The organism is Bacteroides sp. RCH18 (assembly GCF_058231005.1).
On record NZ_JBIPTC010000001.1, the window covers coordinates 3660659 to 3687038 of the forward strand.

Here is a 26380-nt window from a genome sequence, read left to right on the forward strand (position 1 = left end):
TTTTTCTTTATTTGACAGTTTCCGTATTTGTTTTGTCTTCGATGGAGAACGGGATGTCCAGTGTCCGTTCCACGCCGAAGTTATCCACCGCCACGAAGCGGATCCCAGGATTGTTCCCACCCGTGTTCCGGTAAAAGAGGGTGAATACCTGACGGAGGATGTCCGTCGTGTCCAGCCCCGCGATGCCGGAGAGATCCGTTAGCTCGCGGTTCACCAGTCTGGTACCGTCCGCAGCGAACACCTCGCCGTCACCCTCCAGTTGTATGTATCCGATGCGGTAACGGACCTCGCGGTAATCCCCTCGCGGTTAAGCGTCAGACGGATCTCCACCGTCTCATCAGGTGCGATGCCTTCCTGCAGGTACCAGGAAGAGAGCGAGAAGTCGTATGCCTGCCGCACCTCCAGACGGTCGTTGCAGCCGGCAAGAGTGCACGCCAGCAAGGCCAGCGCGCATCCCATGATGAATGTTCCTAATTTCATTGTTTCCTGTTCTTAAAAGATTAATCGATGATATATTTCAGTCCGACGGCCACTACCGTATGGAAATGCCCTACGGACGAGCCGAAGAAGACACGCTGCCGGACATTGAAAAGAAAGGCCCAGCGGTCCGTAAGGAACGCCTCCATCTCGAATGCCGGGGCGAAGCCATAGATGAAGGCACCCTTGTGCAGCAGGGTCGCCCCGTCATAAAGGAGCCTGGCGTTCCGGTTTGCCCTCTCATAACCGGCCAGCGCGAACAGGCCGGCAGAGAGGAACACGTTCCTGCCCCTGTCCGAGAGGAACGGGAAGAGACAGCCCGCCTCCGCGGTGAACTGCTCCTTGGGAACGGCCGTCTCCTTATAGGCATAGTGTTTCTTCACGTAGTCTGCACCGAATACCCAGCGTGAGCGGTTGCGGTTGTAACGGCTCAGGGCCAGCCCGACCTGAAAATTCCCCCTCAGGTGCCTTACGTTCCTTCCGAAGTCATCCACACCGCCCAGCCTCAGTTCAAGCGCCGTTTGCCCGGGCAGGTAGCGTTGAGCGGAAACCTTGCCTGCCCAAAGGGACAGGAAGGCGCATATCATTATAAACAGATATTTCCCCATAGAATTATTCCTTTATTAGTTCGTCCACCAGTTTGGCATCCACCAGGTCGCTGTTCTCGATATGGAACCGCTGGTGGCGTCCGCCGCCTTTCTCGTAAATCTCCACCTCGATGAGCTTGTCATCGGGGATGACCACCTTGTGGAAAGCATAGACGATGCGTCCTTCCCCTTTGCCCTCTATACGCCTCAGTTCGTTGAGCGCACGCACCGGCTTGATGTAGGTCTCCTGCTGTGCCGTACGTTTGGCTACTTTCTTATCCACCACCTTGAAGCGCACGAAGTCGATGTCGAAGGGTACATGCGAGGAATTGGCCAGCGAGACGTGGAGGAACAGCAGGTCCTTATGCACATAGATGCCCTTGAGCAGGGCCTGCATCCCGAACTGGCGGCAGCCGATATGCTTCACGTCCCTGCGGTCCAGACGGTGTACGGTGTACATCAGGCTGGCGATGACCGAAGGGTCCTCCTCGCCGAGTTCGGTCACACGGACGGTGCTCCCGCTTGTGGAGGGTTCCGCCGGTAACCGGCGGTCCATGTTGATGTTCAAAGCTTCCGGCTCCTCCTCGTAGGAGACGAGGAACGAATAGAACGATCCGTCGCCCGTAATGACCGAGAAGTTTGTCTCGCCGGGGAAATCCCGGACGGCCGCCTTTACGCGCACCACGTTCTCCACGCCGTCCGCCTTGCCCGCGATGATGTCCGTGCTGCCCAGGTCGACATAACGGACATCTGAGGGGAAAAGGATATGCACTGTTTTGCTGAACGGCACGCCGATCCTGTAAGGCGTGATATGCTGGCCGGCGATCAGGATTCTGACCCCGCCCTCCGGCTTGTGCTCCTGCGCCCGGCAGGTCATCCCCGCCAGCACAGCCATGATTAAAAGAATGGATGTTCTCATCTTGAATGATTGCTTTTAAAAAAGATTACAATTAAACGTCATTATTGCTTTTTTGTGACCAGCAACACCTTGTACCCGGCCTTCAGCTTTACCTTGACCGCCTTGACCCGCTGCGAGATGAACCGTGTCCCGCCTTGCAGGACACCCCGTGTGAGGTCCATCGCCACCTGCTGCCCGGCGGAACCAGCAAAGGAGATGCTGCCTCCCATGCCCTGGCTCACGTCCCCCAATACTTCCTTGGCGGCCGTCCAGCTTTCCGATCCCGGCACAAAGATGCCCCGCTGCCCGTCAATGTCATATGTGGCCAGTTCTACCGGGATGATATTCCCGGCATATTCGATGCTGCTTACCAGGATGTCCAGGCGTTCCCCCCGGATGTCGGCCGTACCGGTCACCAGGCTGTTGGCCGGCACGGTGACACTTCCGGCCTGCAGGGGCTCGAGCAGGCGCAGCTTCACCCGTCCTCCCTGCTCGAGGGTCTGGCTCTCGGAAATGCAGGCCGGGATGGTGTTTATCCCCATCCGGTAGCTGCCGCCCACCGCTGTGTTGAAACCGTAGTTCCTCTCTACGGCCAGTGAGGCAACAAACGTGGAATCCGTTAGCGGCTGCTCCAGGGAGGAGGTCGTTTCACTCTCCATCCTGCTGACGGGGACAGGCTCCGGCTTTTCTCCCTCCTCCGTCTCGCCGGGCGTGGTTTCCGGTTTGGGGTTCAGATATCTAGCGGCCATCCGGTAGGACTGTTCCATCATCCGCTCGCGGGATTCCGCACGCCTGTTTTCCGCTTCTGCCTCTTCCAGCCGGAGGCTCAGCTTGTCCACTTTTTCCTTCAGGGTGCCATCGACTGTCCCCTGCGGTGTCTCATAGAAACTTTCCAATTGGTCTGTGATCTTCTCGTAAGTGTCCGCTGACTGCCGTATGCTTCCGTCCGGACCGGATACGCTGTCCGTCTGTCCCTTACCTTTCAACAACCTTCCGGCAAGGTCGGAAAGCGACTGCATCCGTCTGTCTTTCTCGCGACGGACCTGCTGTCTTTCATAAACGTCCGTTTTATTCCCTTCCAGTTGGACCGCTGCCGGGTCCGGTACGTTCACGTTGAATCCGGAACCGCCCGCCACCGTTTCCCCGCTGCCCCCAGAAGGGGCGAATATTCAGTAGAGTACAGCAAGGAATACCAGCACGAAGACCGGTATGACAATGTATTTCCTGCGGCGCAGGATTTCCTCCCCGTTAAGCCGTTTTTCCGGTTTTGTCTCTTCGGAGGGGACGAAACCGGCTTCCGTCGGTCGTGTGCCTTCTGGGGCTTCCCCGGCGGGCACGTGTTCTTCTTCCATGTTACTTTTCCTGTTTTCCATTCTGCTGGGGTTGTTTAATGGTCCGGTAAATACTTGTTACTTGTCCTTTCAGGGGATCGGGCAGCCTGCGCAGGGTATCCGTGAGGCTGCCTTCCCCGAAAGGAAGCTCCATGTGTCCCCTTGCCGGTGTCAGCCGGTCGGCGGCGCGCAGCAGGACGATACCCGATGCGATGCAGGTGAAGACCAGCATCGCCACGAGGATGCCCCGTCTCTGTTTCTCGGAAAGGCCCTCCAGGTATATCTTCAGCCTTTCCCTCGCTGTTGATTTTATATCCATTTTTTCTGATATTGTTAAAAAAGTTAATTGTCATAGGAGGACGTTACCTTTCCACGGTACGCAAGTCCCTGTTTTCCAAAATCTCGAAATGCTCCGCAAGGAAGCCCTGCGGGTTGTTGTCCGAGCGGACCGTGCTCTGCAGGCGGCAGCGTGTCACCAGGGAGCGTTCGGTGATGTTGCTTCCTCGGATGATCATCTGCCGGGCATAGGTGGTGACGCGGTAGGGATAGCTGTCGAAATCGCAACTCATGCTGTCCACCACCACCGTCTGGTTGACGTTCCCGCTGATGAGCCGGTTGTAGAACCCTTTCTCGTTCCAGTCGCGGTAATACCCGTATAGGCTCTTGTCGGCCAGGTACATCGCCCGGTTTATGTTCGACTCGATGGCCGCCTTGTCGGGGGCCAGTGTGAAGAACAACTCGTGCAGGCGGCGCACGTGCTCCCTCGCTTCCACCGGGCGGTTGCGCGCGGCATCCTGCGAGAGGGCCATGATGAGCGACTTGCCCTCGTCCAGCACGTAGATTTTCTCCCGCTGCGCTTCGGCGAACCGGTAGGACTTCCAGACGGAAAAGCCGGTCAGGAGAGCGCATGCGACGAGGAAGACGATACTGAACAGGCGTATCTGCCTGAACGAGGACTCGATGTTTTTCAGACTCTTGAATTCCATGTCTTACAGTGAATGAATGTTATTATCCGGTTGTCTTTACTTTTTCAGCAGCACTCCAGCCACGTTGCCCGTGGATGCTCCCGCCACGGCCCCGCCCACGTTGGCGGCCTTGCTTGCCGTGTTGTTCATGTTCCGGTTGTACGCCCCCATGCCGCCGGCCTGTACCACCCAGCTCGCCACGGTAGGGACGCAGAAATATCCCACCAGCCCTATGAGCATGAACACCAGATAGATGGCCGTCGATCCGTCCGGGGAGAAGACGCTCAGGGGATCTTGTATCATTTCTATCTCGCTTTGCAGCACCAGCGTCTGTATCCTGGCGAGCATCACCCCTAGCAGGTCGGAGATGGGCAGCCAGAGGTATACGCTGATATACCGTGCCAGTCACTGGACGAGCGTGCCCTGGAAACCGTCGAAGACTGAGATCGCGAAGGCTATAGGCCCCAACACGGAGAGGACGATGAGAAAGAAGGTGCGGATCGTGTCCACCACCAGCGAGGCGGCGCGGAAAAGGAACTCCATCACCTTGCGCATGATGGTCTGCACGATACTTTGCAGGGAGAAAGAGTAACAGGTGTGGGACATCCGCTGCATCACCGCGTAGTCCTCCCCGTTCCAGCCCATGTCGGCGATCTCCTTCTCCAGCTCCTCGTCCATGGGGTTGAACTCCCCTGTCACGGCCACCTTCAGGGGCATCTCGGAGAGCAGCCTGTCCTTTTCCTCCTGGAACTTCCTCACGTCGAAAGTCTGGTCGTGGAGCATGGCACCCGTTCCCTGCACGACGGGACTTAGGATACCGTTCAGGCTCCCCAGCACGATCACGTCGAAGAACAGGATGCAGATGCCCAGGCAGAAGGGGCGCAGCATGCCGAACACGTCCACCGGCTCGGCACGCGAGAGGGATTGCCACACGCGGTAGGCTATGTAGAAGAGCGCGCCCAGAGCAGCGATGGCCGTGGCCAGCGTCATCATCGGCTGGCAGAGTTCGGTCATCTCGTCATACAGCCGGTACAGGATACCGTGCAGGCTGTTGAAAGATAGGGATAGCATTACCATATAGTCTGTATCTTTTTAAAGGTTTACCAATAGCGTTCGTTCTCCCCGTAAAGCTTCAGGACCTGCTCGGTCTCGCCCTTCTCCCTGGCCCGCAGGTAGGAGACGCGTTGGTTCTTTCGGGTATAGTAGTTCACCAACGTCCTGTAATGCCTCATCTCGCGGTACACCCTTTCTATAAGGTCCAGCCGCTCCTTGTCGGTCATGGACATGCCGGTGGGGTTGATGATGTTCTTCAGCTCGGCCACGGACGCGCTGCTTTTCTTCATGATGTTGTTGTATCCGAAGGCGATGGCCTCCAGCTCCCGCTGCGTATAGTTTTCGTCGGTGAGCATCTTCCCGTAGTTCGTCACGTAGCTCTCCGAGATTTCCGAGAGCATCAGCACGGACTCCTTGACCTTCAGGCTCCCGCTCACCAGCGAGTTCACGCTCTTGAGCATGTCGTAGTATTTCCGGCTTTGCTCATAGATTTTCGAGGCCTCCTTGAAGGTGGACATGGCGTTCTGCGCCGTCTCGGAGGTCTCCACCATCTCGTTGACGCTGTTCACGATGCCCTGAGCCAGGTTGCCCGGGTCGGTCACCACCCATTGCGCGTGCAGGGCCGGTACGGTAAGTAAAAAGGCGCACAATGCGCTGAAAATTCTTCGTTTCATTGAATCGTTCTTTTAAATGTTTTACAAAGATTATTTCCTGCTGCTGTTCTTTTCGGTGGCCAGTACCCGTATGGCCTGTTCCATGCTACCGGTTTTTGCCGCCATCCGTTCCACTTCCAGCTTCTCGCCCTCCTCCGTCGTGTAGGTAAGGTACTCGGCCGTGGAGGTCTCCGTGGCATAGACGGCCGACTGCATGCCTCCCAGTCCTATTCATACCTCCTTGTACCGGCGTGAGGGGTCGTTGGCACGGTTGATGGAGAGAATCTGCGAGCATTCCTTGCCGGTCAGCCCCAAAAGGGTCTGTATCCGTTCGAACTTATTGAGGTACTTCCTCTGGTCCAGCAGGATCTTGCAGTCCGAGTTGTTGATGATGGCCTCCTTCACGATCGGGGACGAGATGATGTCGTCCACCTCCTGCGTCACCACCACGGCCTCACCGAAATACTTTCTGACCGTCTTGAAAAGGTACAAGACATAGGCACTCATATTGGCCGACATCAGGGCTTTCCAACATTCTTCGATCAGTATCATCTTCCGGATGCCTTTCAGGCGGCGCATCTTGGAAATGAACGTCTCCATGATGATGAGCGTCACCACCGGAAGCAGCACCTTGTTCGATGATATGTTGTCCAGCTCGAATACGATGAACCGTTTGTGGGTCAGGTCGATCTCCTTGTCCGAGTTCAGAAGGAAGTCATAGTCCCCTCCCTTGTAGAACGGCTCCAGCACGTTCAGGAACCCGTCGATGTCGAAGTCCTTCTCGCGCACCCTCTTTTTCTCCATCATCCGGCGGTAGTCGTCACGGACGAACTCGTAGAACCCGTTGAAGTCCGGTCGGAGCTCCGGGTTTTCCGTAATCCTGCGGATATAGGCGTTCACCGCGCCGGAAAGGGCGACCTCCTCGGAGCGTTTCGGCACCTCGTCCTCCCGCTTCCAGAGTGTCAGGATCAGCGTCTTGATGCTCTCCCTCTTTTCCACGTCGAACTGCCGGTCCTCGCTGTAGAAGGGATTGAAGGTGATCGGGCGGTCCTCCTCATACGTTATGTAGATCCCGTCCTCCCCGCGGGTGCGCTCATGGATAAGCCGGCACAGCCCCTTGTAGCTGTTTCCCGTATCCACCAGCAGGATGTGCGCGCCCTGCTCGTAATAGTTGCGCACGAGATGGTTGGTGAAGAAGGACTTGCCGCTGCCCGAAGGCCCCAGGATGAATTTGTTGCGGTTGGTCGTGATGCCCCGCCTCATCGGCTCGTCCGAGATGTCCAGGTGCAGCGGCCTGCCGCTCAGCCGGTCTGCCATCTTGATGCCGAATGGCGAGGGAGAGGAGGCATAGTTCGTCTCCCCGATGAAGAGACATGCCGCCTGCTCGATGAACGTATGGAAAGACTCCTCCGCCGGAAAATCTCCCTCGCCGCCGGGAATGGCAGCCCAGTAGAGGGTCGGCGCGTCCACGGTGTTGTACCGGGGCTTGCAGCCCATCTGTGCCAGGGCCGAACCGGTGTCGTTCTTGACATTCCTCAGTCTTTCCCGGCTGTCCGCCCAGGACATGACGTTGCAGTGGCAGCGTACGGGGATCAGGCCGAAGGAATGCGCCTCGTTCAGGTATTCCTCGATCCACTGGCGGTTGATCTGGTTGACGCGGCTGTAGCGTGAGAGGGACTGCATATTCCGGGCCGTCTTCTCAAGACGCTGAAGGGTGTCGGCCGGATCGTCCATGAACACGTACTGGTTATAGATATGGTTATGGGAAAGCATCAGCCCCACGGGGGCGGCAAAGGAGAGGCGGCAGTCGCTGCGGTCGGTGGAATACTTCTCGAACCGCCCATCCGTCCGCACCGCGGCGGGCAGGTCGTCCGCGTCGGAAAGCGTATGCACCGAGAGGATCTCGTCCCCGATACGCATCTCCGCGGGGGAAAGACTGATGTCTTTCAGTGTGGTTGTGTTCTCTTGCGAGAGGGAGAAATACTTCTCGATGATGCCGGCCTTCTTTCCGGTACCGACAATCTCGTCCGTCGTGAGGCGTTCAAGCCCCACCAGCCCTGAATCGACCATGATGCGTTCGAACTGGTCCACGCTCTCCATGAACCGGACCACCGCCTCCCTGTCCCTGACCTCCCGGGGGATGATGGCCCCCCGGCAAAGGATGGAGAAGTTGCTCTGCTGCAGGCTTCTTTCGCGGGTAGTCCGGGTAATGAACAGGTAGGCGTAATGGTTCAGGAAGGGACGCTCGTTGAAATGCAGCTCGAAGCTGCGGTCCAGGAATCCCATGTCGTCCCGGCCAGTTACAGCCCTGTATTTTTCCTCCAGGAACCAGTCCTGTCGGTGGACGACCGTGTAGCAGGGCAGCACCTTTATGGCTTTCACCCACGCCCCGTGCATGGCGGCGTACTCTGTCGAGGTGAGGGTGAACAGCTCCGGCAGGCGTACCTTGAAGCCGACGGTCACGTCCGCATCCTTGGAGAGGATGCATCCCCTTTCGACCGAGAGGACCGGGAACTTACTTTCCAGTGTTGCCGCTTTCAGGATGTTTCTCATGACTGCTTCGTTTAAAGAGTGAAATGATACGTTTACGATTGATAATATGGAAGGGGCGGCACTTTGCCGCGGCCAGTTTCATCAGTCCGTGGGGACCGTACTTCCTGCCTAGGCGGAAGACCGCGAGGACCAGGGTCGAGGCCGAGACTGTCCCGAAAAGGATGCAGAACCACCGGTTCACCCCGACCATGTACAGGATGACGAACACGAGGAAGACGGAGAGCAGGCCCCCGGCAAGGACATAGAGATACTGCGCCTGCAGCCCGCTGAATTCCACGCCCCGGTCGGCTCCTTTGTTCACTTTATGTTCCATGACCGCCGGATTACAGGAAGAACGCCCTCAGGACGGTGGCAGCCACGATCAGGAACACGCAGGCTCCGAACCAGGCACCGGCAACTTTGCCCGTATCGGGATCGCCTGACGAGAACTTTGAATACACTTTTATGGCTCCGATAAGCCCGCAGAGCGCACCGGCCGCATAGATCAGCTTGGTGGCGGGATCAAAGTACGAAGTCACCATCTGCGTGGCCTGTACCAGCCCGGCGGACCCGTCACCGACGGCGAACGCGGGGGCTGTTCATGTGGCCAGTCATGCCAGCAGGAAGACCGTTTTTGCCGGTATGCGCCCGATAAGGGATACAAATACGTCCGTCACTTTGCTCAGAGGGAAGAATCTTAAAAATGAATGGGATCTTGAATGTATCATTGTTTTTATACCTGTATGATTAAAATGTTAGACTTTCTTTTTTAACAGGCCGCAGGCCGGATGCCCGCGGCTTGTCCTTGCAACCACATGTTTACTGTCGGCATCAGCCGGAATCATAATAACCTCGCATAGTTACCTCCTTCCTTAATTGTTCGTCACTCGTGTTATTCTCTCTTCAGAATGGGATGTCCACCGGATCATCCCGAGTCATAATATCCGTTTGTCATTGTACTTTTTCTTTGGATGGTTGTATGTACGGACCAGCCCCGGTCCTTTTTCCCTTTCCGCTACCGGAAGAAATCATCCTGAGTCGAAATATCCGTTTGTCATACTTCTTTTTTTACCTGTTTAACGTAATGTCAGTTTTCTTCGGGGACGGGATTCCGGGATCATCCCGAATCGCAATATCCGGTCATCGTTACCTCCTTCTTTTAAATCCGACTTTGCCGCCCGGCGGCTTTTGTTTTCTTGGAAAAATGTCCGCGATGCGGATCAGCTTGAATCATGATACTTCGCCATATACACTATATTGTTGGTTATCAGGGTATGAAATCCATGATATCGAAATCCTTGATAATGCTTTCCCTGTCCTTTCCCGCCAGCAGGAGCGGCTCCCTGCCACTGTCCACATACAGTCCTATATACCGTTTCAATGTCTCGTCACTGCCCAGGATGCCGGCCTGCAGAAGCCGTTCTACGTTGGTCCCCTCCAGCCGTTCCAGTGTCTGGCGGGCATGGGACTGTTCCGGTTCCGAAAGGCGGTCCGTGGTCATAAACCTGGAGAGCAGGTCCATGTCGTCGAAGGTCACACCTCTGGCACGGTGCGGATCGGGACGTTCCACATAACCGGTGATCTCGTAGCGTTCCGGCACTTCCCCGTCCTCCGGTCTCCCGAAAGGATTGGGGAATTCGGACACAGACGCCTTTTTCTCTTTCATGACCGTATCCGTCCGCTTTTCGCTTATCGCGTATTCTTCATCCATAGGCGGGGATTGCCATAACCGGTACCGGCTCCTGCCGATGACAGCTTCCTCAGACGTTTCCTCCCGTGGCTCCGTCGGTTCTTCCTCCACCGGGAGACCGGAGGCAGGACGCTGGCCTCCCCTCCATTTAAGGACGCTGCCCGTGTGGACATACTTCTCTATGCTCAGGTAGGAGGCATACAGGAACAGAAGAATGAATGCGTATTCCATATGTCTATTGTATCCCGTTTTTATATGTCGAAGCCACCCCGTCATAGATCCTACTGTCTATAGCAAGAGGGACAGTCATGGGACAGTCATCCTTGCGTCGGCAGGATTCAATGAAACGCTCCGCGTCTTCTTCCGACACAGACCACAGATATTCCTCACAAACCGTATTTTTCATTGCCACACCGCAACTTGCATTCACCCTTTCAATATTCCCGTATAGGGAACGGATGTTCTTCTTTTTCTTCATTGTCTATTGTTCCTTTTTTAATCCAGTTGTTTCTTGTAGAATTCCTTTATCTTCTCTATCAGGCCACCTTTTTCCTTGAAATGGTCGATTATGATCCTGCTGGCCATGCCCGAGATTGAAAGATCCTTACGACGGACGATCCAGACAAAATCGGCCAGAAGCCTGTACGCTTCGCTGTCGATATGCAGGGGGTTGCGTCCGGAAGATAAGAAATTGTTCAGGTGTGCTCCTATGTATTCCTCAATATCCTGTTCAGTAAACGCTTTCTGGATATCCGGAGGTGAGGTTCTCTCTCTCAGAGGCGGAGGTTCTTCTTCCGGAGACGGGCTCTCCTTTGCCGGAGGTGATAATGCCCCGGAAGAGTCGCGGCTGTGTATTTTAACGGCGGGCATGGCACCCACGGCATCCAGAAAGCTTTTCTCATCAATCCGGAAATGTCCCGCCTTTTCCATTCCGGGCTTTTCCATACTATATATTTTATGGGATTGAATACTTTTCCAATCCGCAGATGCCGCAGATCTCGTCCACCAGTTCCATTAGCCCCGAACCTTTTACCTGCCGGTTATCCGGTGGGAACAGGGTGGAACGGAAAATGCTGTCCTGCATGCAACTCAGTTCCTTGTTGTAACGCTTCGTGTCCGGAACGCGCGTTGTCATCAGATGCTGGTCCGATGCCTGTATGACCTTGTTCCATGCCTCGTAGGCATCCTTGCGCTCCCGTTTGTCGAGCATGTTCCAGAAGAGATGGACGCCTTTGAGCGGACAGTTCCCGCGGGCAATCAGTTCCTCCCGGGTTACAGTGGCGAACTGCAGGGAGCTCTGCATCACGACATTGTCCGCTTTGAGCGGAATGAAGATATGGTGCATGGAGGCCACAGTCTGGATCACGCCTATGCTGCGAAGCGTACCGGGAAGATCGAACAGCACGATGTCGAATACCATATCCCGTTCCCTCGCATAATGGTAAAAGTCCTCCACGGCGTGCTCCGGGTCGCTTTTGATGATAGGATAAGCCATTTTTTGGAACTGTTCGTGCTGGCGGTAAAGGGCTACTTTCAAGGAGTCGTTCTCCTTGACGCATTCCATGTCACGGTCTCTCATCAGGCCGATACTGTGCTGGGGTGAGTCGCAATCCACCACGGCGATGTTGTATCCCCGGCGGTAGTGCAGAATGCCAGCCGTGAGTACGGTGAAGGCGGTCTTACCTACTCCTCCCTTCTGGCTGGCGAATGCGATAAATAAAGGTTCTTTTTCCATTGCATCTTTTTTTAATGGTTATACTTGCAGGGGATTCCTGCCGTTTCATGTCACAAAGGAAATAACAAGCGGAACATCCTCAAATACCCTGTCATGTATTGTCATGGATAGTCAGTTTTTGTCATGGCGGAAGGGGCGGTGAAAAGAAAAAAAGGCTTTCCCGAAGGGAGTCGTGAAGCCAGCCCTCCTCCGGAAAACAAGATACGGCGGACATCCGATGCCGTGAAAAAAGAAAAATCCCCACCGGTAAAAGCTGGTGGGGATCCGATAATAAAGGAGCAGGCTTCTCAGCCCTTGATGTAACCGTATTTTTTCAGGTCCTCCATGAAGTGTTCGGGCGTGTCGGTCCTCACCGTCACCCCATGCAGTTCCCTGTACCGCCCGGAGAAATTCACCATGTACTCCCCGTCGGTGCACTCGCTGTCAAACCAGCTACCCTCACGCAGGACGCGTACAAATTCGGAAGGGTCGGAGGCGGCAATCCTGCCGCCATCCGCCAAAATATACATATGCTTGTTCATGCCGATAATTTTTTAGTCCTCAGTTTATAATATAGTTTCTGTTCATCGTCCAGAAAGGGGATGTCCCGGAGCGCGGTAGCCGCAGGCACTTGCCCCCTTGTGGCAAAGGTAACCAATTTGTGGAGAAACAGCACCCAATTTCGCATTTTTGTGAAGTTGGTCGTTCCCGAATGCTGGCGGAACTCGACCGTCTTGTGCCGTGAATAGGCTTCGAGATTCACCTTGTGGTAACGGTTGCCGATTCTGCTTTTCAACTCGTCCACCGTCCGGGCGGAACGTATCATCTCATCAGATACATGACCCAATCCCTTGCAATAGTAGTTGTCCCTGCGGGATGCCGGCATAAACTTATCGATGACTGGTTCCAAATGCTTGTAACTCAGGGCCAGGTTACGCCAGGTCGCCATGCTGAAACCGGCGGCATCGATATGCACGTGAAGCCCGCAGCTCTCGTTCACCTTCACCTCACACAGGTCAAGCACCCAGCAGACCTTCTCCAGTTCCCGTAACCCGGCTTCACCGACCAGGATCGGACTGACCAGCTCGAAGGTGTCGTTGCCGTTCAGGCTGCTGTCCGTCACGAGCTTCCAATGCGGACGGATGGTATGGTTGTAGCCTTCCACCGTAACCTCGATACCGACCTCCCTGAGCTCGCGTGCGAGCCGTTCACGGGAGCAGTTGTAAGCCTCGATCTCGATACCGAACTTGCGGTTGAAAGTGTAATCCAATATGGCTGTCGCCGGATGGATATTCAGACCATCCTCACGTTCACTCATCCGGCGCAGGGCGTTCACTACAAAACCGTAATTGCCGTTGGTCACCATTCTTGCGATTTCTGCCCGGGGAACCCCCAAAAGGAACAGCTGCCGGATCTTACTCGTCTTCGTTGTCTCTTGTGCTAAAATGCTTCTAATTTGCTCGTTCATAACTTGTTACCTCCTTTATGATTCTACTACTAAGGTAATGCTTTTATAGGAGAAGACGTAATCATAAGAGCTTTATTATCATGTTATTAGCTTACTTTATCTTAGACTAAAACTCCTTATTTGAGGTCTCCGGATCTTGTCTGCCGTAAGTCCAGGATGACAAAAGGCGGCAATATATCGTAACAGCCGGATAGCAGTATATCATGATATGATAAGCCGCATAGGACGTGATATAAGAATAGGGATAGGCGGAGCTATGCAGATAGCGGTATAACGGGTTAACCGAATAACGATATATCATGATATGACGAGCCGCATAGGGCGTGATATCGGAATAGGGATAGACGAATCTATGCTGATGGCGGTATAACGGGTTAGCCGGATAGCGATATATCATGATATGGCGAGCAACGTAGGACATGATATCGGAATAGGATAGGCGAAACCACGCCGATAGTGGTATAGCGAATTAAAGACTATGGGCGAGACATTCCCCCAAAAAATCGGTGAATAATGCTGCCAATCAATGATATTTCAATCTCCGGTTCTTTTTTATATGGCTATATATTTATAGCACTATCGCAAATAACCATATAGCCGGCATGAAATATTTGCCTTCAAAAGAACGGAAATGCGGAAAAGCCGGCAGAAAACGTATGCGTTTTCCCCTTGACAAAAGGCTTTATAGCATTATATGGATATAGCGTGATATTCAAAACGTGGTCCGCTCCTGCGGACAGCAAGTTGTCTTTTCGTTTAACGAAAACCAAACGGTTTAACGGTAAAAACACCGCCAAACCGTTATCTATTCCAAGCTCCGGAGTCGACATGAAATAAAAGAGAAAGCGCATACCTAAATAAAAACATCTTATTGTAGGTATTGAAGAAGAATTCCAGACAAGCTAATTTTACAGATAAATCATATCAATATTATCAGAAAACAATGGTACTATTCTCCTAATCTGGAGGGAAAAAAGAATAAAATTACTCATTGGTCTAATGGAATGTATACTTTAAAACTGTCTGGTCAGTTAGGAGAGAAGCTTTTTAACACCACACAGGTGACTTACACTTATTGTACCAAATAAAGCGCATGCAGATATTCTCGACTTTAAGGCAGAACGTTATATTTTTGCTGGCATTAAAGAGGTTTCTTTCAACTCTTCTTTTAATGATCACTTGAATAATAAGGTTTTGATGACTTATGGGATTAAGGGAACTCATTCTATTTTTAATACCGAAAAATAATCTTTTCTTTTTGCTTAAACAAACTTTCAATGCGAACGATTGCGTTATAATACTTTCAATATTCAATCACTCATAAACTAGTACCATACTTAAGATAGATCTCATAACAAGTAGAATTCATCAATAGACTTTCTCATATTTTGTAAACTCAACATATAGTAGCTAGTATGCGGTGAATTAGCCGAATTACAAAGTTTTATACAAATCGGAAAAACACAAAAATAAAATGAATTATATAGCTTTCTTTAATTACCTCCTTACCTACTTGTTGATTCAAGTTATAAACTATTAATTAGAGCGACTTGCGACTATAATAGATTTCCTCCCAAAATGTGGAGATATTACAGTCAAATGTACGCACGTTCCATATATTTTTCCCTCCGTTTCCCATACCATGCGTACCTACTGATTAGTGATCTATAACAAGGAGCGGATATACGACCATTTCCAATTATGCTTGCTGCAAGTATTGGCTACACAAGCATCAGTTATATGACAAGTTCTTTATCAACTTGAGTACGACAGACAAAATACTTGTTTTCTTTCGTTTCTGTATCAATCAAAGAATACCCCATAACACATATGGGTGGAAACACTCTTGCCCCATGTATTATTTTTTTTGTAACGGTCATTAATAGTTTCGGATCAGCAGTTCGTCTACGGTTTCCCTCTTCTCTGCTATGGAACATACCGGTGGAGAAGATGCTCGGCCTCTAGATATGGCAGCTGTCGTACAGGTCGTTGAATAAGTTGTTCTCCGGACTCTTCCGACGGCGATCTGAGTTGAAGAGCATTCCTTTGCCACCTTTCTCTCCCAATCCTTGCATAATCCGGCCAGCTCTATTTGGCAGTCGTCATCGAAGTCGTCCGGCATGTAGGCTATGCAAGCTCCGGCTTCGTTGACGGGTTTGTAGGGCGTGTGGCGTATGACGCGGTAGACATTCACCAAGCTTTCGTTCGAGTTGTTGATCACGCAACGGATATGGGGATAGTTCTGTCTTAGTCTGAATACGGGGCGCGGGCTTCGACAAAGGGTTCCACATATGTTTCTATTTCCGTGATATTTTCCGTTCAGTACCTCTCTTCCCTTATGAACGTTCCGTCCTCTGAATATATCAGTTCCAGTCCGTTTCCTATTGAAATCTCATATCCTCCGTATTCCCGCTCCGCTTTGTATATTCCCGCCGCTTGATAGCGTGTTTGGATGTCTAGCTTGATTTTCTGGGGTACTATTCCTTGAGTTCCACTTCCGTCATACCATGCTCATAGTCAACATCTGTGATGCGTGCTCCGGGGTGTCTGTTGCGGATATAGTCTTCGATGCCTGTCAAAGGCTTGGAGGGGATATAGTCCTCGTAATCATAGTCATTGCCTGCACCGGCCACTTTCTTGATCAGCACGCCGTCTGCCGCGTAGTAGAGATGGACCTGGGTCTGCGCGCCTGTGCCTTCTTCCTTGCGGGCTTCGATCACGTACACCGTCTCCACGCCTGTTCCTCGGTCAAGCTGGTCGGCGTAGCTGGTAATCCACCAGGGTTCCTGGCTGTATTCGGTCTTTTCGAAAGCTTGCTGTACGGGTGCGGGAAGTGTTTCCTTCGGGATATCGGTTTCGGTCATATACCATTCACCGCTGTTGTCGAACCAGCCTGTGTTGCTCAGAGAGTCTGAGGCGGTGCGGGTGGCAGTGGCGGGGGTGGAGAAGGTTGCAATCACATAGTTTCCTTTGCTTCTCCAACGTATGTTTGAGGCTCCGGGATATTTGGCAAGGAGCGCTTCCTGTGCCCGGTGGCTTACATAATCTGCCGCTGGGGCATTGTCATCGTTTGTACAAGCGGCGAGGGTGACCAATACGCCTGCCGCCATCGTCTTCAATAAATTCTTCATGCTTGTAAAATTTTTAGATTAAGTGAATATTATCCCCGGCACATTCTCCGCTGTCCGGGGGGGAGCGGGGAAGGAGAAGAGGCGGAAAAGTATCCGGTAGTCCTCTTCCCCGGTCTGAAATTGAGTTAAAATACCCGGACTCCTCCGGCAATATTCTCAGTCGTCATAACCAATAACGGTGAATTTGCTGTCGAACTTGATTTCAAGTCCTCCGGAAAGTTTGATTTCCCATGTATAGGGCGTCCTCTCGATCTCACGGATGAACTGTCCCCGGAACATATCGTTCTGTGCGACGAAATCGGAAATAGCCTTGGGGATGATGGCCGCTGGGACGGGAGCGTACTTGCGCTCGACGCTTTCCCAAGAACCGTCGGCTCGGAAGTCCACCTCCGTACGGTCCGTGTAGGTCACCTCATATTCTACAGTCATGATTTTGTGGTCGGCAACGGCATAGGCCAGTGTCAGGTCCTGGAAATGCGTTGAAAGAAACTCACGCGCGGCAGCCGGGAGGCGATCAAAACTTATCGCTTCTTCTCGTCCTTCAGCATACGCTGAAGGAGAGAAAAGCAGACACACAATAAAGATAAAATAAACTGATAGTCGTTTCATAATTATTTTTTTAGTGTTTAAACAAATGGTTATAACGGAAGTTAATTGTGGCCTACATACATAGGAATAACGGCACATGCGTCGCTGTTGCTTCTAAGCGTATTGTCTACATGCAAAAATCCTCCTTGATTTCCGGCGGAGAGCTCCACAGTATACGCTTTTCTGCTCTCCCAGTTAAATGTAGCGGTCCAGAAATGCGAGGTGTTTCCGCCTGCATGACCATAATCTATGTCTACTCCGTTTGTGCCTCCGGCATATGGAGCAGCGAATCCTGTAGCCGGGATAAAGATCGTTTTATCCTCCTCCTTATTGCTAGGGTTAGTGTAAAAGTAGACTCCATAGTCATTCCTATAAGAAGCATTATTTACTCCCGGAGATAGCCAATTTGAGTAATCTTCATGAGTTTCATGATTCTTCCCGTCGCGGGATAAACCAGTGAAAGCAGCCGCTGGCGGCATGCAATAGCCATACGGGCAAGGGTCATAGATAGTCTTGACTACTCCTCCATCATAATTATAACTGCCGTTGGTATGAAAATTAGCATTGTCCCAACGATTACGGAACTCGTCATTACACCATGTAGAGTAAGTACCACGTATTTTACGATATAAACACCTGGGTCGTTCAAGAGCTACAGCAGTATTAGGAGCGTAATCATCCCACTGCCGAAAACCAAGTTTCCCATCTCTATCGGGATTGTCCTTATGATGCCAGACTGTAAACCAACATTTCTCCTCCCACTGGTAAGTCTCCTTGAATTCCGTTGGAGGAAAAGGCACAGGCCGTCCGTGCTGATATAGAGGTGTACGTCCCGGCTTGCGCATTTTATAGCTGAGACGTTTTAGAGTAAATACTTTTGTCTTCCCTCCAGTAGCCTCTTGCTTGATGCGTATCTTGATAGAAGATTCCGGAAAACTCGCCGATTGACCTATACAGTGTCCTAACGGCATTCCCATCATTCGAAAGCTTTTACCAGCATGATTTGTCATGTTGACGTCCGTGAATGGAGATTGTGTGTACTGGTCTACAGCTGAATCAAGTTTGTATGGAGTTACCCAGATATGCCAAGCCCATAAGACAGCATTAGAAGTATTCTTTAGAGCGATAACTGCATTTCCCTGTTTAATATTAGCGCTAGGTATATCAAACGAGAGATATCTGTTTTGCTCACCTTGAATATTTGCGAGACGGATATTCGTGACTAAATCCGGAACATCCTGCCATAAGAGTTCGACTTTATTGAGTTGGCCCGGATATCTCTCGACTATCCATTTTCCATCATGAATCCCCTTACCAGCATGATCTAACAGGGGAGACAAATACCCTCCTCTGGCATCATTAGTACCGTTATCAACCGATGATTTGTTGAATACATTGCCTTTTATAAGATTACCATAGACAAGAGGAATACAATAGTATCCCGGTCCGTTGATAACATAACAGTTGGCAGAATATGCTGCTCCTGTACCTTGGCTGTGAGTGGCAAGGTTATAAGGTGAGGATGCCAGGCCTTTGAATTCTCCATTTTTCAGTGTTTCCTCTTCCGGATTCCCCCATACTGGATTACCTATATCCGTGTAGGCATTGATTATGATGTTGTCGTTAACGCCTGGCTTGTTCTGACTCCAAGATAAGAATTGCATATACTTATTAAACGCTCCATTATTGCCTGGGAATGCCTGCCAGGTAGCTCCATTGTCAGTGGAATAATCTGCTGTCCAAGGTTCATGTGTTTGGGTGCCGTTTCCGCCAATGACTGTACTATAGCTTTGGAATTCCAGTTTTTTATTTGTAGTTCCGTATCCGAGGACAATCTCCGATTCTATTGGTCTTTGATTTTCGCTATCCCATGCCTCAAGCGTATACTCCAATTTCGGGTCCGGAGCAGTGGGTGAGTTTGATAGTGTGAATATATGGGTCTTTCCCTCTGCGATCTTTCCTGTCCCGTAAAGGTCCAGGTTCGAGATCTTGGATTGGCTGACTCCTTCGGGCTTGAATTTAATATTTAGATGTACTGATCCGCTTTGATTATTCTGGTTTGGATATTGCGGTATGACAAAAAAACAGCCTCCTTGAATAAGGTCGGTGTTCTTGTCTGTGATTCCGGATCCGTTTTGTAGTAGTGTGAGTGTGCCCCGGCTCTGCTCGTCTAATGTCCAATCGAAAGTTCCGGGTCCGTTCTTGCCTATTTCGGCAGTGGCTTTCCGGACGACATTGGTTAATTTGATCTCCTCGAATGTTCCTTTGTAGAAGTTTTCGCTTGTACGTACCTGTACAGCGGAAAGCGCGTGTTGGAAGTTCAAGTTGGCAGGCTTGCGGCTGTCTCCCGTAGAGACCTTGGAAGATGCCACAAGCAGGTCGACGGTCTCGGCGGAAGTGGTTTTCTCGTTCATCTCCAGGTCGAAGGAAAGCCCCTCGCTGGAGCTGTTTTTTCGTACATTGCTGATTTTGAAGTTCTCCTTGTTTACCGAGGCATCCGTATGGTAAGGGGCGTAGGCATAGAAAGATACCGATCCTGACACGGGCCATTTGACGTCTGTGCTTCCTGTACCCCCTGAGCATACTACTTGCCTGTTTTCCATCAGGTTAAACGGACCGGTGGGACTGAACTGGCTGTAGTTGACTGCGCTCACTCCGAAAGAGCTTATGCTGCTGACCTTCACTCCGCGTGTGGCGGGAAGTCCGCAGGGCCGGTCGGCTAAGAATCCGCTCTCATCCGTGCTGTCGGGAAGGGCGGATGCCATGTTATCCAACAGCGAGCTGTCTATCCCGTCGATCACCTGCACGTGAAGGTACACCGGCTTGCCGTTCTCGGAAAGCTCGTCAAGTTTGACCGTATAGGAGGTGTCAGGAGCGAAAACACCGCTGCCTGAACGAGTGCTGGAATCGGTCACCCATTGGTCGGGACTGAGGGCTTCGAAGGTAACGGTATCCGATTCCCTGCCGTCTACCAGTTGCTCGTCTTGGCAACCGGTTAAAAAAGGAAGGGAAACAAGGGCTCCCGCCGACAAGGCAAGAAAGAAGGAGCCTGAAAAAAAACTTCTCTTATTCATAAGTTTGATCATTTATTGTTTAATCGTAGTTTTCTCTAAATCTTCAGACAGAAAAATAAGGCCGGTGCGCATATAAAAAACAAGATAAACATGGCCTGAATAAGAAACCGGGAGGGGGATAGAGCACACCGGCTTTCACCTCGGAGTGCTCCCCAAATAAACCCAAAACTAGAGGGGATACCTATCTCTGCGCAACCAATAGCCAAGAGCTTAAAACGGTCCAACCCCGCCCGGTCAAAATATAAATCACCGAGTGATTTTATAGAATAATTACATTGGTTTTACATAGGTGGTATTTCTACGGTATTATCGGTTCCCCAGCCCTCTACAGTAACTGTAAATTTAATAGGTTGGCCTTCATACTCCTCACCGCCATCACCACCTCCCGGAGGAGTAGGATCAACATCCGGATCCGGTTCGGGCAGTGGAGTCGGGTCAACTTGTCCGGAACCGTTACTAAAGTCAAGAGTATAAGTATATTGCTTGCCGCCCTCAATATTGAATGAAAGAGGAAGCATTGCCAAACCGTACTTAGTTTCACTTCCTACAACTATATGTGGGCGATTTTCAGCGTCGAATGTAGTTACGCGGCAGATAACAGAAAGATATGTCCCACTAGTGTTTGTTTGGCTCCACTCTGTACTTGCTTTTTTCGTCGGGAATACCATGAATGATTGTCCCGCCGGTAGAATAGATTGTGCTGAAGCATTTAGAGTAAGAGGCATTTGCTTTGTATTCCAGCGAATGCGGAAGTCCCCATGCGGAGTAACATCTGTATGGCTCCATTCACCTATTACGGTATCTCTCACCTCTGTTGGCACATCTGGAATACCATTTAATTTATAAGTACCACGGTTCTGCATGTTAACTATACGTACTCCCATTACTTCCACTTTTCGCTCAGTTGCCGGTTTGTCGCACTTTGCCTTCACACTAATTTTAGACATCAAATGATAAAAGTTCAATGGTACATTGCCCTGTCCATCGCTTTCCCTTCCATCATATTGAGCCATAGCGACATCGTGCATCCCGTGATGTGATGTCTCTAGGCTATTATTTATACTGTCTGTATAATTACCGGTTTGATCCAGATAGTGTATTGGATGGATTTCGAAATCCTTGATGAATGGATACTTACCATAGCTACCGATTTCCTCAGTAGTCGGTTCTCTGAAATACTGGTTCGTTGTACCAGTAACAGCAAAGAATCTTAGGAATTTGTCTTTTCCTTTCCAGTTGTGAGTTCCCTGATAAGTCCACGCATCTCCTTCTTTTGTAACATCAATAGGACCGAAGTAATGCTTATTCTCATGGGTGTAGCAGACTACTTTGAATTTGTTGATGTTCTCCCCGGTCAGCAAATTAGTACTACGTGTACCGATGAGCGATTTATCCAAAATAGTTCGGAAAGTGATTTGTCCTGTTTTTGCAGCCTCTTGAGAAGCGACATTGTCATTGATCACTTCATCTTGGGAACAAGACACCATGGCTAAAGCAGCCAAGGCCAGAAGATAGTTTTTTTTCTTCATAATAAAATTGTTTTAAGTGATTAATTAAAAAAAAATAGACTATGCTTTTTTATAGTGTTGTTACATCTGGATCTCTACATCCTCTCCCTCTCCCCATTCGGACACATCCGGATTGAAACCGCCTCCGTTTATAATCGGCTTGGGAAGTTCCAGACCGTCGATGAGGATCTCTATATTGCGGGGATCGGCGGCGGTGTGTATTTGCTCCGTGACGTCAAAAGTCTTATAGAACTTGCTGCCGTCCAGGCGGTTGTCCGCCCTAATTTTCGACATTATGGAATCAACAGCTCCGATAAACAATTCCACAGATAGCGTTTCACCCTTTTCAGGAAACAGAAATCCCCCCTGTGTCATACTGGCATAAGGATAATCTAGTATTAAGAAGTTATTGCCTGCGTCACGTAGCAGGTTGCTGTGGCAAAACTATTCGGCATAAAAGAGCATTTTACGCTTGTCCACTGCCTATGAATCTGCATAAGCGTCGATCATATCACCTAGCTGAAGTACAAAGTTGTTGAAGTTATCCGAGTCTGCAGCATACAGTTGCCATCCTAGAAGGCGGCAGTTTTTCTTTTTCAGTGCGGCAACAATCGGATTGATCGCTTCATCCCGGAGTGCTCCTGTTTTACCGACCGATACAATCAGGTTGGTGGCTTGTTGCCGCTCGTCCAGTAAATCCAAAGACATTTTCAGTGCACTCCAGGCGGGGAGGGGGGCGAGAGCTTTCCCTCATAACGGATGCAATCCTGCTCATGGCATCGGTCAGTGATTGATATTCGGAAGTAAGCGGAATGGTGACTATTTTTGCGTCAAGGCTTATTGCTGCCCCGAAACGATAGCGCTAATTATCGTCCGGTGACTCAAACAGGGGCTGAAGGTTTTGTATGGCATTTAGGAGCATTGGGAACTGTTCAGCCTGTTTCGTACCTGATTCCATGGCAAAAATCAGGTTGATGTTTTGCTGCCGGTGTTTTATTGCCCGGCCTTCGGAATAGCTGGCCGGCTGTCCGTCGATGTTATATACATAATTCAAGCTTTTGTCTATGAGCGAGGTAAATTCCCCGCTACAGAAAGTATAGGTCGAGTCTGTATTGTAGGGGCGTATTACCGGCGAATAGGCTAGTCTGTCCGGTTGCTGGCATACGTCCGCAAGTCCGGTCTTTACAAATACCTTCCGCCCGATATTACCGAGCATGACTTCCGGAATCCATCCCACGATTTGTTCCCCTGCTTTATCGGCCGTAATATCCGTGGTCCGTGATATCAGTACTCCACGCCCGTCAGGAGAGTATTTCAAGGCAAATACAATTTCGTTCATACTGATGGTTGCCGTCTGTTTTTCCAAACCGGGATCACTGAATACCTTTAGGGAATCGGTAGTTGCAAAATAAGCCTCCGGATGAAGCACGGATGAAGTGTCCGTAACTGCTGTCAGCAACTTGTCATGCTGTCCGGACCGTATGTCGGTTATGGAAGAGGGCGAAAGGATAAGCCGGGAGGAACGCATCCAGCCTATATATTCAGCTTTTTTACGTCCGGTAAACCGGTTGTTTTTTATGTGTTCCGGTTTATACTTTATCAGCCGCAGGAAATCGCCTTTATGTCCAATGACCAGGAAGGGTTCCCTGAACGTGGTTTCTACCGATTTTATTCTGCCGCCCGGGTTGACGTAAGCCGCGTTCCCTTCCCTGTCGGAATAGACAATCTAGGTCTTTTTGTGTGCCTTGCTTTTAGGAGCCTTAATACCGGGAATCTGATAATTTTCAGAATAGACTCTTGGAAACTTACGTAAGCGTGTAAATCGGTTGACCGGGCTGCAACCACTTAGAAAAGCCATCACACAGTATAGTATCATTATTTTCTTCATATACTATCTCTTTTTATCGGTTTGCATGACCGCTATCCGGTTTATTTGTCCGTTTTTTTATTCACAGATTAAACGATTACGTTCTGTATAACCGTTTCTTTTTTGCCGATGTGGTGCAGCCCTTGGCAATAAGAATAAAAGCCATTATATTTATTGTTGTTCACAATAACCAGCGTGTTCGGATTATTATTGTTATCTTTGCATAGTAATTCAAAGTTTAATGATGAGATTAAATCGTATAAAAACTGTATTAGTCGATAAGGGATTATCTCAAAAATGCCTTTCTGAGCAGATTGGGAAAAGTTTCAGCACAACAAATGCGTATTGTTGCAATCGTCAGCAGCTCAATTTAGAGACATTGTATAAAATAGCGCAGTTGTTGTCTGTTGAACTGAAAGATTTAATTGTAAATGGGAAAGTAGAAGACAAATAAAAATGCTAAGTTCTGTAATTCATAATACAAATTGCTTTATGGCATCTGTGCCAAAGTCAAAGCGGAAACTATATGGTCAGTTTTTTACAAATGTGGCTACCGCTAAATATATGGCTGCATTATTCGATTTTAATTTGTCCAAACCCCAACTTCATATTTTGGACGCTGGTGCAGGTTCTGGTATTTTGTCTGCAGCTGTTGTTGACAAGTTGGTTCATGATGGCTATAAAGGTAAAATCTATCTGACTTGCTATGAAACAGACAAACAAGTATTATCCTTATTAAGAACTAACTTAGAATTGGTGAAGTCAGAATATGGTGTGTACTATGAAATAAGACAAGATAATTACATAACAAGTCAGACATTTGAGGATGGGTATTTATTTGGCGAGGAAAAGAATGCATATGATTATATTATAGGTAATCCTCCGTATCTTAAAATTTCAAAAGATGCAAATGAAGCGAAGATGATGCCGAGCGTATGCTATGGTGCGCCAAATCTATATTTCTTGTTTTGGGCAATGGGTATCCATAATCTGAAACAAAATGCAGAATTGGTTTATATTGTACCACGTTCTTGGACTTCTGGGGCATATTTTAAGCACTTTAGACAATACTTATTTGCAAATTGTGTAATTACAGATATGCACTTATTTGAAAGCAGAGATAAGGTGTTTGAAGGAGAATCTGTATTACAGGAAACTATCATTATAAAAGTCAAGAAAACAACTCTAAAGCCTGACTATATGAATATCACATCGTCATCTACCTCGGCCTTTGAAGATGTTGTGAAATTCAGTGCGCCATACGAAACGATTGTGGCTCAAAATCAATTTGTGTATCTTGCTACTAACGAAAATGATGTAAAGGTTCTTAGCCAAGTTAATCATTTTGACACTACACTCCCGGATATGAATATGCGTATGCAGACTGGAATTATTGTTGATTTTAGGACAAGGGAGGTCTTGCGTAACCAATTGGAGAATGATTCATATCCATTATTTTACTCTCAACATATTAAAGGTGGTCGTGTAATATGGCCGTTAGGGAAAGAGGGAGAGGTTATCAAAACGGATAGAAAAGGGTATTTGCAAGAAAATAGTGACTTTTTGATGGTAAAGCGTTTTACTTCCAAAGAAGAAGAACGTAGATTGCAATGTGGTATATATTTGAAGAAAAAATACTCGCAATTTCCTTATATCAGTACGCAAAATAAGATTAATTTTATCAAGTGTGATTCTCCATGTGTGACCTATGGGCTATATGTCATATTGAACTCTACATTATATGATAATTATTATCGGATTCTTAATGGGTCAACGCAAGTCAACTCAACAGAAATAAACCAAATGCCCATCCCTAAAAAACAGATAATAGAGAAAATGGGCAAGGATTTGATGCATAAGGAATTATCTGTTGAAAATTGCAATAAAATATTAAGCAAATGGATAATTTAGAATCAGCCAAAAACTTACTGGCAAAAATAAATATGCCTACCAAACAACAAGGGACACTTTGCTGTTTGACCTTACTTGCTATGGCAAAACTTAAAAATGGAATGCCTTGGAATGAAGCTACAAATGATTGGATAAGAATACACGACGTTATAGCTTTTATTGCGGAAAACTATGGTGTAATATATGCGGAAAATTCAAGAGAAACTTTTCGCAAGCAGGCCATGCATCCATTCAGAACGGCGGCATTGATAGAGGATAATGGTAAAGCTACCAATAGTCCCAATTATCGTTATCGGATAACTTCGGAGTTTTTGACTGTTATTCAGTCTTTACAAGGTAAGGAAAATTGTGTTTGCGAAGGCAGTTCGGAATTGACAATGTTTCTGTATAGACATGATACATTGTCCAATCTTTATGCATCAAAAAAGAAGATGCAGAAGATGCCTGTAAGGATAAATAATTTGGAGTTTACATTTAGTCCGGGCAAACACAATCAATTACAGAAGTCTATAATTGAGGAATTTGCTCCACGATTTGCGCCTAATTCGGAATGCCTATATGTAGGCGATACCATTCAAAAGGACATGGTAAAGAATGTGGAAAAATTATCTTCTCTTGGTTTTGAAATTACATTGCACGATAAAATGCCAGATGTGGTTCTTTACCGAGAGGATAAAAATTGGATTTATTTTATTGAATCAGTTACTTCCGTTGGACCGATGGATCCCAAACGTATCTTAGAAATTGAATCCATGACAAAAAATGTTATGGCCGGGAAAATATATGTAACAGCATTTCTTGATTTTATTACATTCAAGAAATTCTCTGGGCAATTGGCGTGGGAAACAGAAGTATGGATTTCTGATATGCCAGACCACATGATTCATCTTAATGGAGATAAATTTCTCGGACCACGTTAAATGTGGAGAACTT

24 protein-coding genes and 6 pseudogenes are annotated in these 26380 nt (G+C 49.2%); 4 read left to right on the forward strand and 26 right to left on the reverse strand.

What is annotated here, in order from left to right:
• Positions 1 to 7: 7 nt before the first annotated feature.
• From ACHLI0_RS14220 to ACHLI0_RS14295, 16 genes and pseudogenes are all read right to left on the reverse strand, one after another.
• Positions 8 to 480 (reverse strand): annotated as a pseudogene (locus tag ACHLI0_RS14220) (TraQ conjugal transfer family protein).
• Between the two features lie 20 nt (positions 481 to 500).
• Entirely contained in the window at positions 501 to 1085 is a 585-nt protein-coding gene (locus tag ACHLI0_RS14225; protein ID WP_490749427.1) for a conjugal transfer protein TraO, read from the reverse strand.
• A gap of 4 nt (positions 1086 to 1089) precedes the next feature.
• Positions 1090 to 1983 (reverse strand): conjugative transposon protein TraN, encoded by an 894-nt coding sequence (gene traN, locus ACHLI0_RS14230; RefSeq protein WP_490749428.1) that lies wholly within the window; start codon positions 1981 to 1983, stop codon positions 1090 to 1092.
• A 41-nt stretch (positions 1984 to 2024) separates the two neighbouring features.
• Positions 2025 to 3131 (reverse strand): conjugative transposon protein TraM, encoded by a 1107-nt coding sequence (gene traM / locus ACHLI0_RS14235; RefSeq protein ID WP_490749590.1) that lies wholly within the window; start codon positions 3129 to 3131, stop codon positions 2025 to 2027.
• Positions 3132 to 3314 carry a hypothetical protein gene (locus ACHLI0_RS14240; protein ID WP_490749429.1) on the reverse strand — a complete coding sequence of 61 codons (183 nt, stop codon included), beginning with the start codon at positions 3312 to 3314 and terminating at the stop codon, positions 3132 to 3134.
• 1 nt (position 3315) lies between these two features.
• The gene (locus tag ACHLI0_RS14245; RefSeq protein WP_490749430.1) at positions 3316 to 3612 is read right to left on the reverse strand and encodes a hypothetical protein; all 297 of its coding nucleotides are present in this window, start codon (positions 3610 to 3612) and stop codon (positions 3316 to 3318) included.
• Positions 3613 to 3655: 43 nt separating this feature from the next.
• Positions 3656 to 4279, reverse strand: a complete 624-nt coding sequence (gene traK, locus ACHLI0_RS14250) for a conjugative transposon protein TraK (protein ID WP_490749431.1) — start codon at positions 4277 to 4279, stop codon at positions 3656 to 3658.
• 36 nt (positions 4280 to 4315) lie between these two features.
• Positions 4316 to 5335, reverse strand: a pseudogene (gene traJ / locus ACHLI0_RS14255) (conjugative transposon protein TraJ).
• 23 nt (positions 5336 to 5358) lie between these two features.
• Positions 5359 to 5985 (reverse strand): DUF4141 domain-containing protein, encoded by a 627-nt coding sequence (locus ACHLI0_RS14260; RefSeq protein WP_490749432.1) that lies wholly within the window; start codon positions 5983 to 5985, stop codon positions 5359 to 5361.
• 30 nt (positions 5986 to 6015) lie between these two features.
• A pseudogene (locus tag ACHLI0_RS14265) lies at positions 6016 to 8517 on the reverse strand (TraG family conjugative transposon ATPase).
• The gene (locus tag ACHLI0_RS14270) at positions 8480 to 8830 is read right to left on the reverse strand and encodes a DUF4133 domain-containing protein (protein WP_490749433.1); all 351 of its coding nucleotides are present in this window, start codon (positions 8828 to 8830) and stop codon (positions 8480 to 8482) included. The pseudogene ACHLI0_RS14265 and the gene ACHLI0_RS14270 overlap by 38 nt, the downstream one beginning before the upstream one ends.
• Positions 8831 to 8840: 10 nt before the next feature.
• Positions 8841 to 9095, reverse strand: a pseudogene (locus tag ACHLI0_RS14275) (DUF4134 domain-containing protein); the annotation flags it as partial.
• Positions 9096 to 9763: 668 nt separating this feature from the next.
• Positions 9764 to 10417, reverse strand: a complete 654-nt coding sequence (locus tag ACHLI0_RS14280) for a hypothetical protein (RefSeq protein ID WP_490749434.1) — start codon at positions 10415 to 10417, stop codon at positions 9764 to 9766.
• 4 nt (positions 10418 to 10421) lie between these two features.
• On the reverse strand, positions 10422 to 10664 hold the full coding sequence (locus ACHLI0_RS14285; RefSeq protein WP_490749435.1) for a hypothetical protein: 243 nt from the start codon (positions 10662 to 10664) through the stop codon (positions 10422 to 10424).
• A gap of 17 nt (positions 10665 to 10681) precedes the next feature.
• Positions 10682 to 11131 (reverse strand): hypothetical protein, encoded by a 450-nt coding sequence (locus tag ACHLI0_RS14290; protein ID WP_490749436.1) that lies wholly within the window; start codon positions 11129 to 11131, stop codon positions 10682 to 10684.
• Between the two features lie 10 nt (positions 11132 to 11141).
• The gene (locus tag ACHLI0_RS14295) at positions 11142 to 11921 is read right to left on the reverse strand and encodes a ParA family protein (protein WP_490749437.1); all 780 of its coding nucleotides are present in this window, start codon (positions 11919 to 11921) and stop codon (positions 11142 to 11144) included.
• Positions 11922 to 12044: 123 nt separating this feature from the next.
• On the opposite strand from ACHLI0_RS14295, the gene ACHLI0_RS14300 reads away from it, so the two are divergent.
• Positions 12045 to 12224 (forward strand): hypothetical protein, encoded by a 180-nt coding sequence (locus ACHLI0_RS14300; protein WP_199676278.1) that lies wholly within the window; start codon positions 12045 to 12047, stop codon positions 12222 to 12224.
• Here the strand turns inward: ACHLI0_RS14300 and ACHLI0_RS14305 are convergent.
• From ACHLI0_RS14305 to tssR, 10 genes and pseudogenes are all read right to left on the reverse strand, one after another.
• Positions 12209 to 12442: a hypothetical protein gene (locus ACHLI0_RS14305; RefSeq protein WP_199676276.1), complete on the reverse strand. Its 234-nt coding sequence runs from the start codon at positions 12440 to 12442 to the stop codon at positions 12209 to 12211. The two genes, ACHLI0_RS14300 and ACHLI0_RS14305, sit on opposite strands and share 16 nt — an antisense overlap.
• Positions 12439 to 13368, reverse strand: a complete 930-nt coding sequence (locus tag ACHLI0_RS14310) for an amidoligase family protein (protein WP_490749438.1) — start codon at positions 13366 to 13368, stop codon at positions 12439 to 12441. Before ACHLI0_RS14310 ends, ACHLI0_RS14305 begins: the two co-directional genes overlap by 4 nt.
• A 2319-nt stretch (positions 13369 to 15687) precedes the next feature.
• On the reverse strand, positions 15688 to 15849 hold the full coding sequence (locus ACHLI0_RS14315) for a PepSY-like domain-containing protein (RefSeq protein WP_490749591.1): 162 nt from the start codon (positions 15847 to 15849) through the stop codon (positions 15688 to 15690).
• On the reverse strand, positions 15846 to 16463 hold the full coding sequence (locus tag ACHLI0_RS14320; protein ID WP_490749439.1) for a PepSY-like domain-containing protein: 618 nt from the start codon (positions 16461 to 16463) through the stop codon (positions 15846 to 15848). Before ACHLI0_RS14320 ends, ACHLI0_RS14315 begins: the two co-directional genes overlap by 4 nt.
• A 192-nt stretch (positions 16464 to 16655) precedes the next feature.
• Positions 16656 to 17108, reverse strand: coding sequence for a PepSY-like domain-containing protein (locus tag ACHLI0_RS14325; RefSeq protein ID WP_490749440.1), 453 nt, complete (start codon positions 17106 to 17108; stop codon positions 16656 to 16658).
• 41 nt (positions 17109 to 17149) lie between these two features.
• A complete protein-coding gene (locus ACHLI0_RS14330; RefSeq protein WP_490749441.1) occupies positions 17150 to 20161 on the reverse strand; it encodes a fimbrillin family protein in 3012 nt (1003 codons plus the stop codon).
• A 281-nt stretch (positions 20162 to 20442) separates the two neighbouring features.
• Positions 20443 to 21690 carry a fimbrillin family protein gene (locus tag ACHLI0_RS14335; RefSeq protein ID WP_490749442.1) on the reverse strand — a complete coding sequence of 416 codons (1248 nt, stop codon included), beginning with the start codon at positions 21688 to 21690 and terminating at the stop codon, positions 20443 to 20445.
• A gap of 60 nt (positions 21691 to 21750) precedes the next feature.
• Positions 21751 to 22377, reverse strand: a pseudogene (locus ACHLI0_RS14340) (hypothetical protein).
• 154 nt (positions 22378 to 22531) lie between these two features.
• Positions 22532 to 23197, reverse strand: coding sequence for a hypothetical protein (locus ACHLI0_RS14345; RefSeq protein ID WP_490749443.1), 666 nt, complete (start codon positions 23195 to 23197; stop codon positions 22532 to 22534).
• 36 nt (positions 23198 to 23233) lie between these two features.
• Positions 23234 to 23395 (reverse strand): annotated as a pseudogene (tssR, locus tag ACHLI0_RS14350) (type VI secretion system protein TssR domain-containing protein); the annotation flags it as partial.
• Between the two features lie 385 nt (positions 23396 to 23780).
• On the opposite strand from tssR, the gene ACHLI0_RS14355 reads away from it, so the two are divergent.
• Genes ACHLI0_RS14355 through ACHLI0_RS14365 form a run of 3 tightly spaced genes read left to right on the forward strand, consistent with a single transcriptional unit; the run spans position 23781 to position 26367 of the window.
• The gene (locus tag ACHLI0_RS14355; RefSeq protein WP_490749592.1) at positions 23781 to 23990 is read left to right on the forward strand and encodes a helix-turn-helix transcriptional regulator; all 210 of its coding nucleotides are present in this window, start codon (positions 23781 to 23783) and stop codon (positions 23988 to 23990) included.
• Positions 23991 to 24028: 38 nt separating this feature from the next.
• On the forward strand, positions 24029 to 25447 hold the full coding sequence (locus ACHLI0_RS14360) for an Eco57I restriction-modification methylase domain-containing protein (RefSeq protein ID WP_490749593.1): 1419 nt from the start codon (positions 24029 to 24031) through the stop codon (positions 25445 to 25447).
• On the forward strand, positions 25435 to 26367 hold the full coding sequence (locus ACHLI0_RS14365) for a BsuBI/PstI family type II restriction endonuclease (RefSeq protein WP_490749444.1): 933 nt from the start codon (positions 25435 to 25437) through the stop codon (positions 26365 to 26367). The genes ACHLI0_RS14360 and ACHLI0_RS14365 overlap by 13 nt, the downstream gene beginning before the upstream one ends.
• Positions 26368 to 26380 lie beyond the last annotated feature (13 nt).

Excerpts from the sequence above, each read along its gene's own strand:
- ACHLI0_RS14285 (WP_490749435.1), bottom strand. The coding sequence starts at position 10,664 with ATGAAGAAAAAGAAGAACATCCGTTCCCTATACGGGAATATTGAAAGG.
- ACHLI0_RS14330 (WP_490749441.1), bottom strand. The coding sequence starts at position 20,161 with ATGAATAAGAGAAGTTTTTTTTCAGGCTCCTTCTTTCTTGCCTTGTCG.
- traN (WP_490749428.1), bottom strand. The coding sequence starts at position 1,983 with ATGAGAACATCCATTCTTTTAATCATGGCTGTGCTGGCGGGGATGACC.
- ACHLI0_RS14325 (WP_490749440.1), bottom strand. The coding sequence starts at position 17,108 with ATGAAACGACTATCAGTTTATTTTATCTTTATTGTGTGTCTGCTTTTC.
- ACHLI0_RS14270 (WP_490749433.1), bottom strand. The coding sequence starts at position 8,830 with ATGGAACATAAAGTGAACAAAGGAGCCGACCGGGGCGTGGAATTCAGC.
- ACHLI0_RS14290 (WP_490749436.1), bottom strand. The coding sequence starts at position 11,131 with ATGGAAAAGCCCGGAATGGAAAAGGCGGGACATTTCCGGATTGATGAG.
- ACHLI0_RS14245 (WP_490749430.1), bottom strand. The coding sequence starts at position 3,612 with ATGGATATAAAATCAACAGCGAGGGAAAGGCTGAAGATATACCTGGAG.
- ACHLI0_RS14300 (WP_199676278.1), top strand. The coding sequence starts at position 12,045 with ATGGCGGAAGGGGCGGTGAAAAGAAAAAAAGGCTTTCCCGAAGGGAGT.
- ACHLI0_RS14365 (WP_490749444.1), top strand. The coding sequence starts at position 25,435 with ATGGATAATTTAGAATCAGCCAAAAACTTACTGGCAAAAATAAATATG.
- ACHLI0_RS14280 (WP_490749434.1), bottom strand. The coding sequence starts at position 10,417 with ATGGAATACGCATTCATTCTTCTGTTCCTGTATGCCTCCTACCTGAGC.
- ACHLI0_RS14355 (WP_490749592.1), top strand. The coding sequence starts at position 23,781 with ATGAGATTAAATCGTATAAAAACTGTATTAGTCGATAAGGGATTATCT.
- ACHLI0_RS14310 (WP_490749438.1), bottom strand. The coding sequence starts at position 13,368 with ATGAACGAGCAAATTAGAAGCATTTTAGCACAAGAGACAACGAAGACG.
- ACHLI0_RS14240 (WP_490749429.1), bottom strand. The coding sequence starts at position 3,314 with ATGGAAGAAGAACACGTGCCCGCCGGGGAAGCCCCAGAAGGCACACGA.
- ACHLI0_RS14295 (WP_490749437.1), bottom strand. The coding sequence starts at position 11,921 with ATGGAAAAAGAACCTTTATTTATCGCATTCGCCAGCCAGAAGGGAGGA.
- ACHLI0_RS14305 (WP_199676276.1), bottom strand. The coding sequence starts at position 12,442 with ATGAACAAGCATATGTATATTTTGGCGGATGGCGGCAGGATTGCCGCC.
- ACHLI0_RS14335 (WP_490749442.1), bottom strand. The coding sequence starts at position 21,690 with ATGAAGAAAAAAAACTATCTTCTGGCCTTGGCTGCTTTAGCCATGGTG.
- ACHLI0_RS14225 (WP_490749427.1), bottom strand. The coding sequence starts at position 1,085 with ATGGGGAAATATCTGTTTATAATGATATGCGCCTTCCTGTCCCTTTGG.
- ACHLI0_RS14345 (WP_490749443.1), bottom strand. The coding sequence starts at position 23,197 with ATGCGTTCCTCCCGGCTTATCCTTTCGCCCTCTTCCATAACCGACATA.
- ACHLI0_RS14360 (WP_490749593.1), top strand. The coding sequence starts at position 24,029 with ATGGCATCTGTGCCAAAGTCAAAGCGGAAACTATATGGTCAGTTTTTT.
- traK (WP_490749431.1), bottom strand. The coding sequence starts at position 4,279 with ATGGAATTCAAGAGTCTGAAAAACATCGAGTCCTCGTTCAGGCAGATA.
- ACHLI0_RS14260 (WP_490749432.1), bottom strand. The coding sequence starts at position 5,985 with ATGAAACGAAGAATTTTCAGCGCATTGTGCGCCTTTTTACTTACCGTA.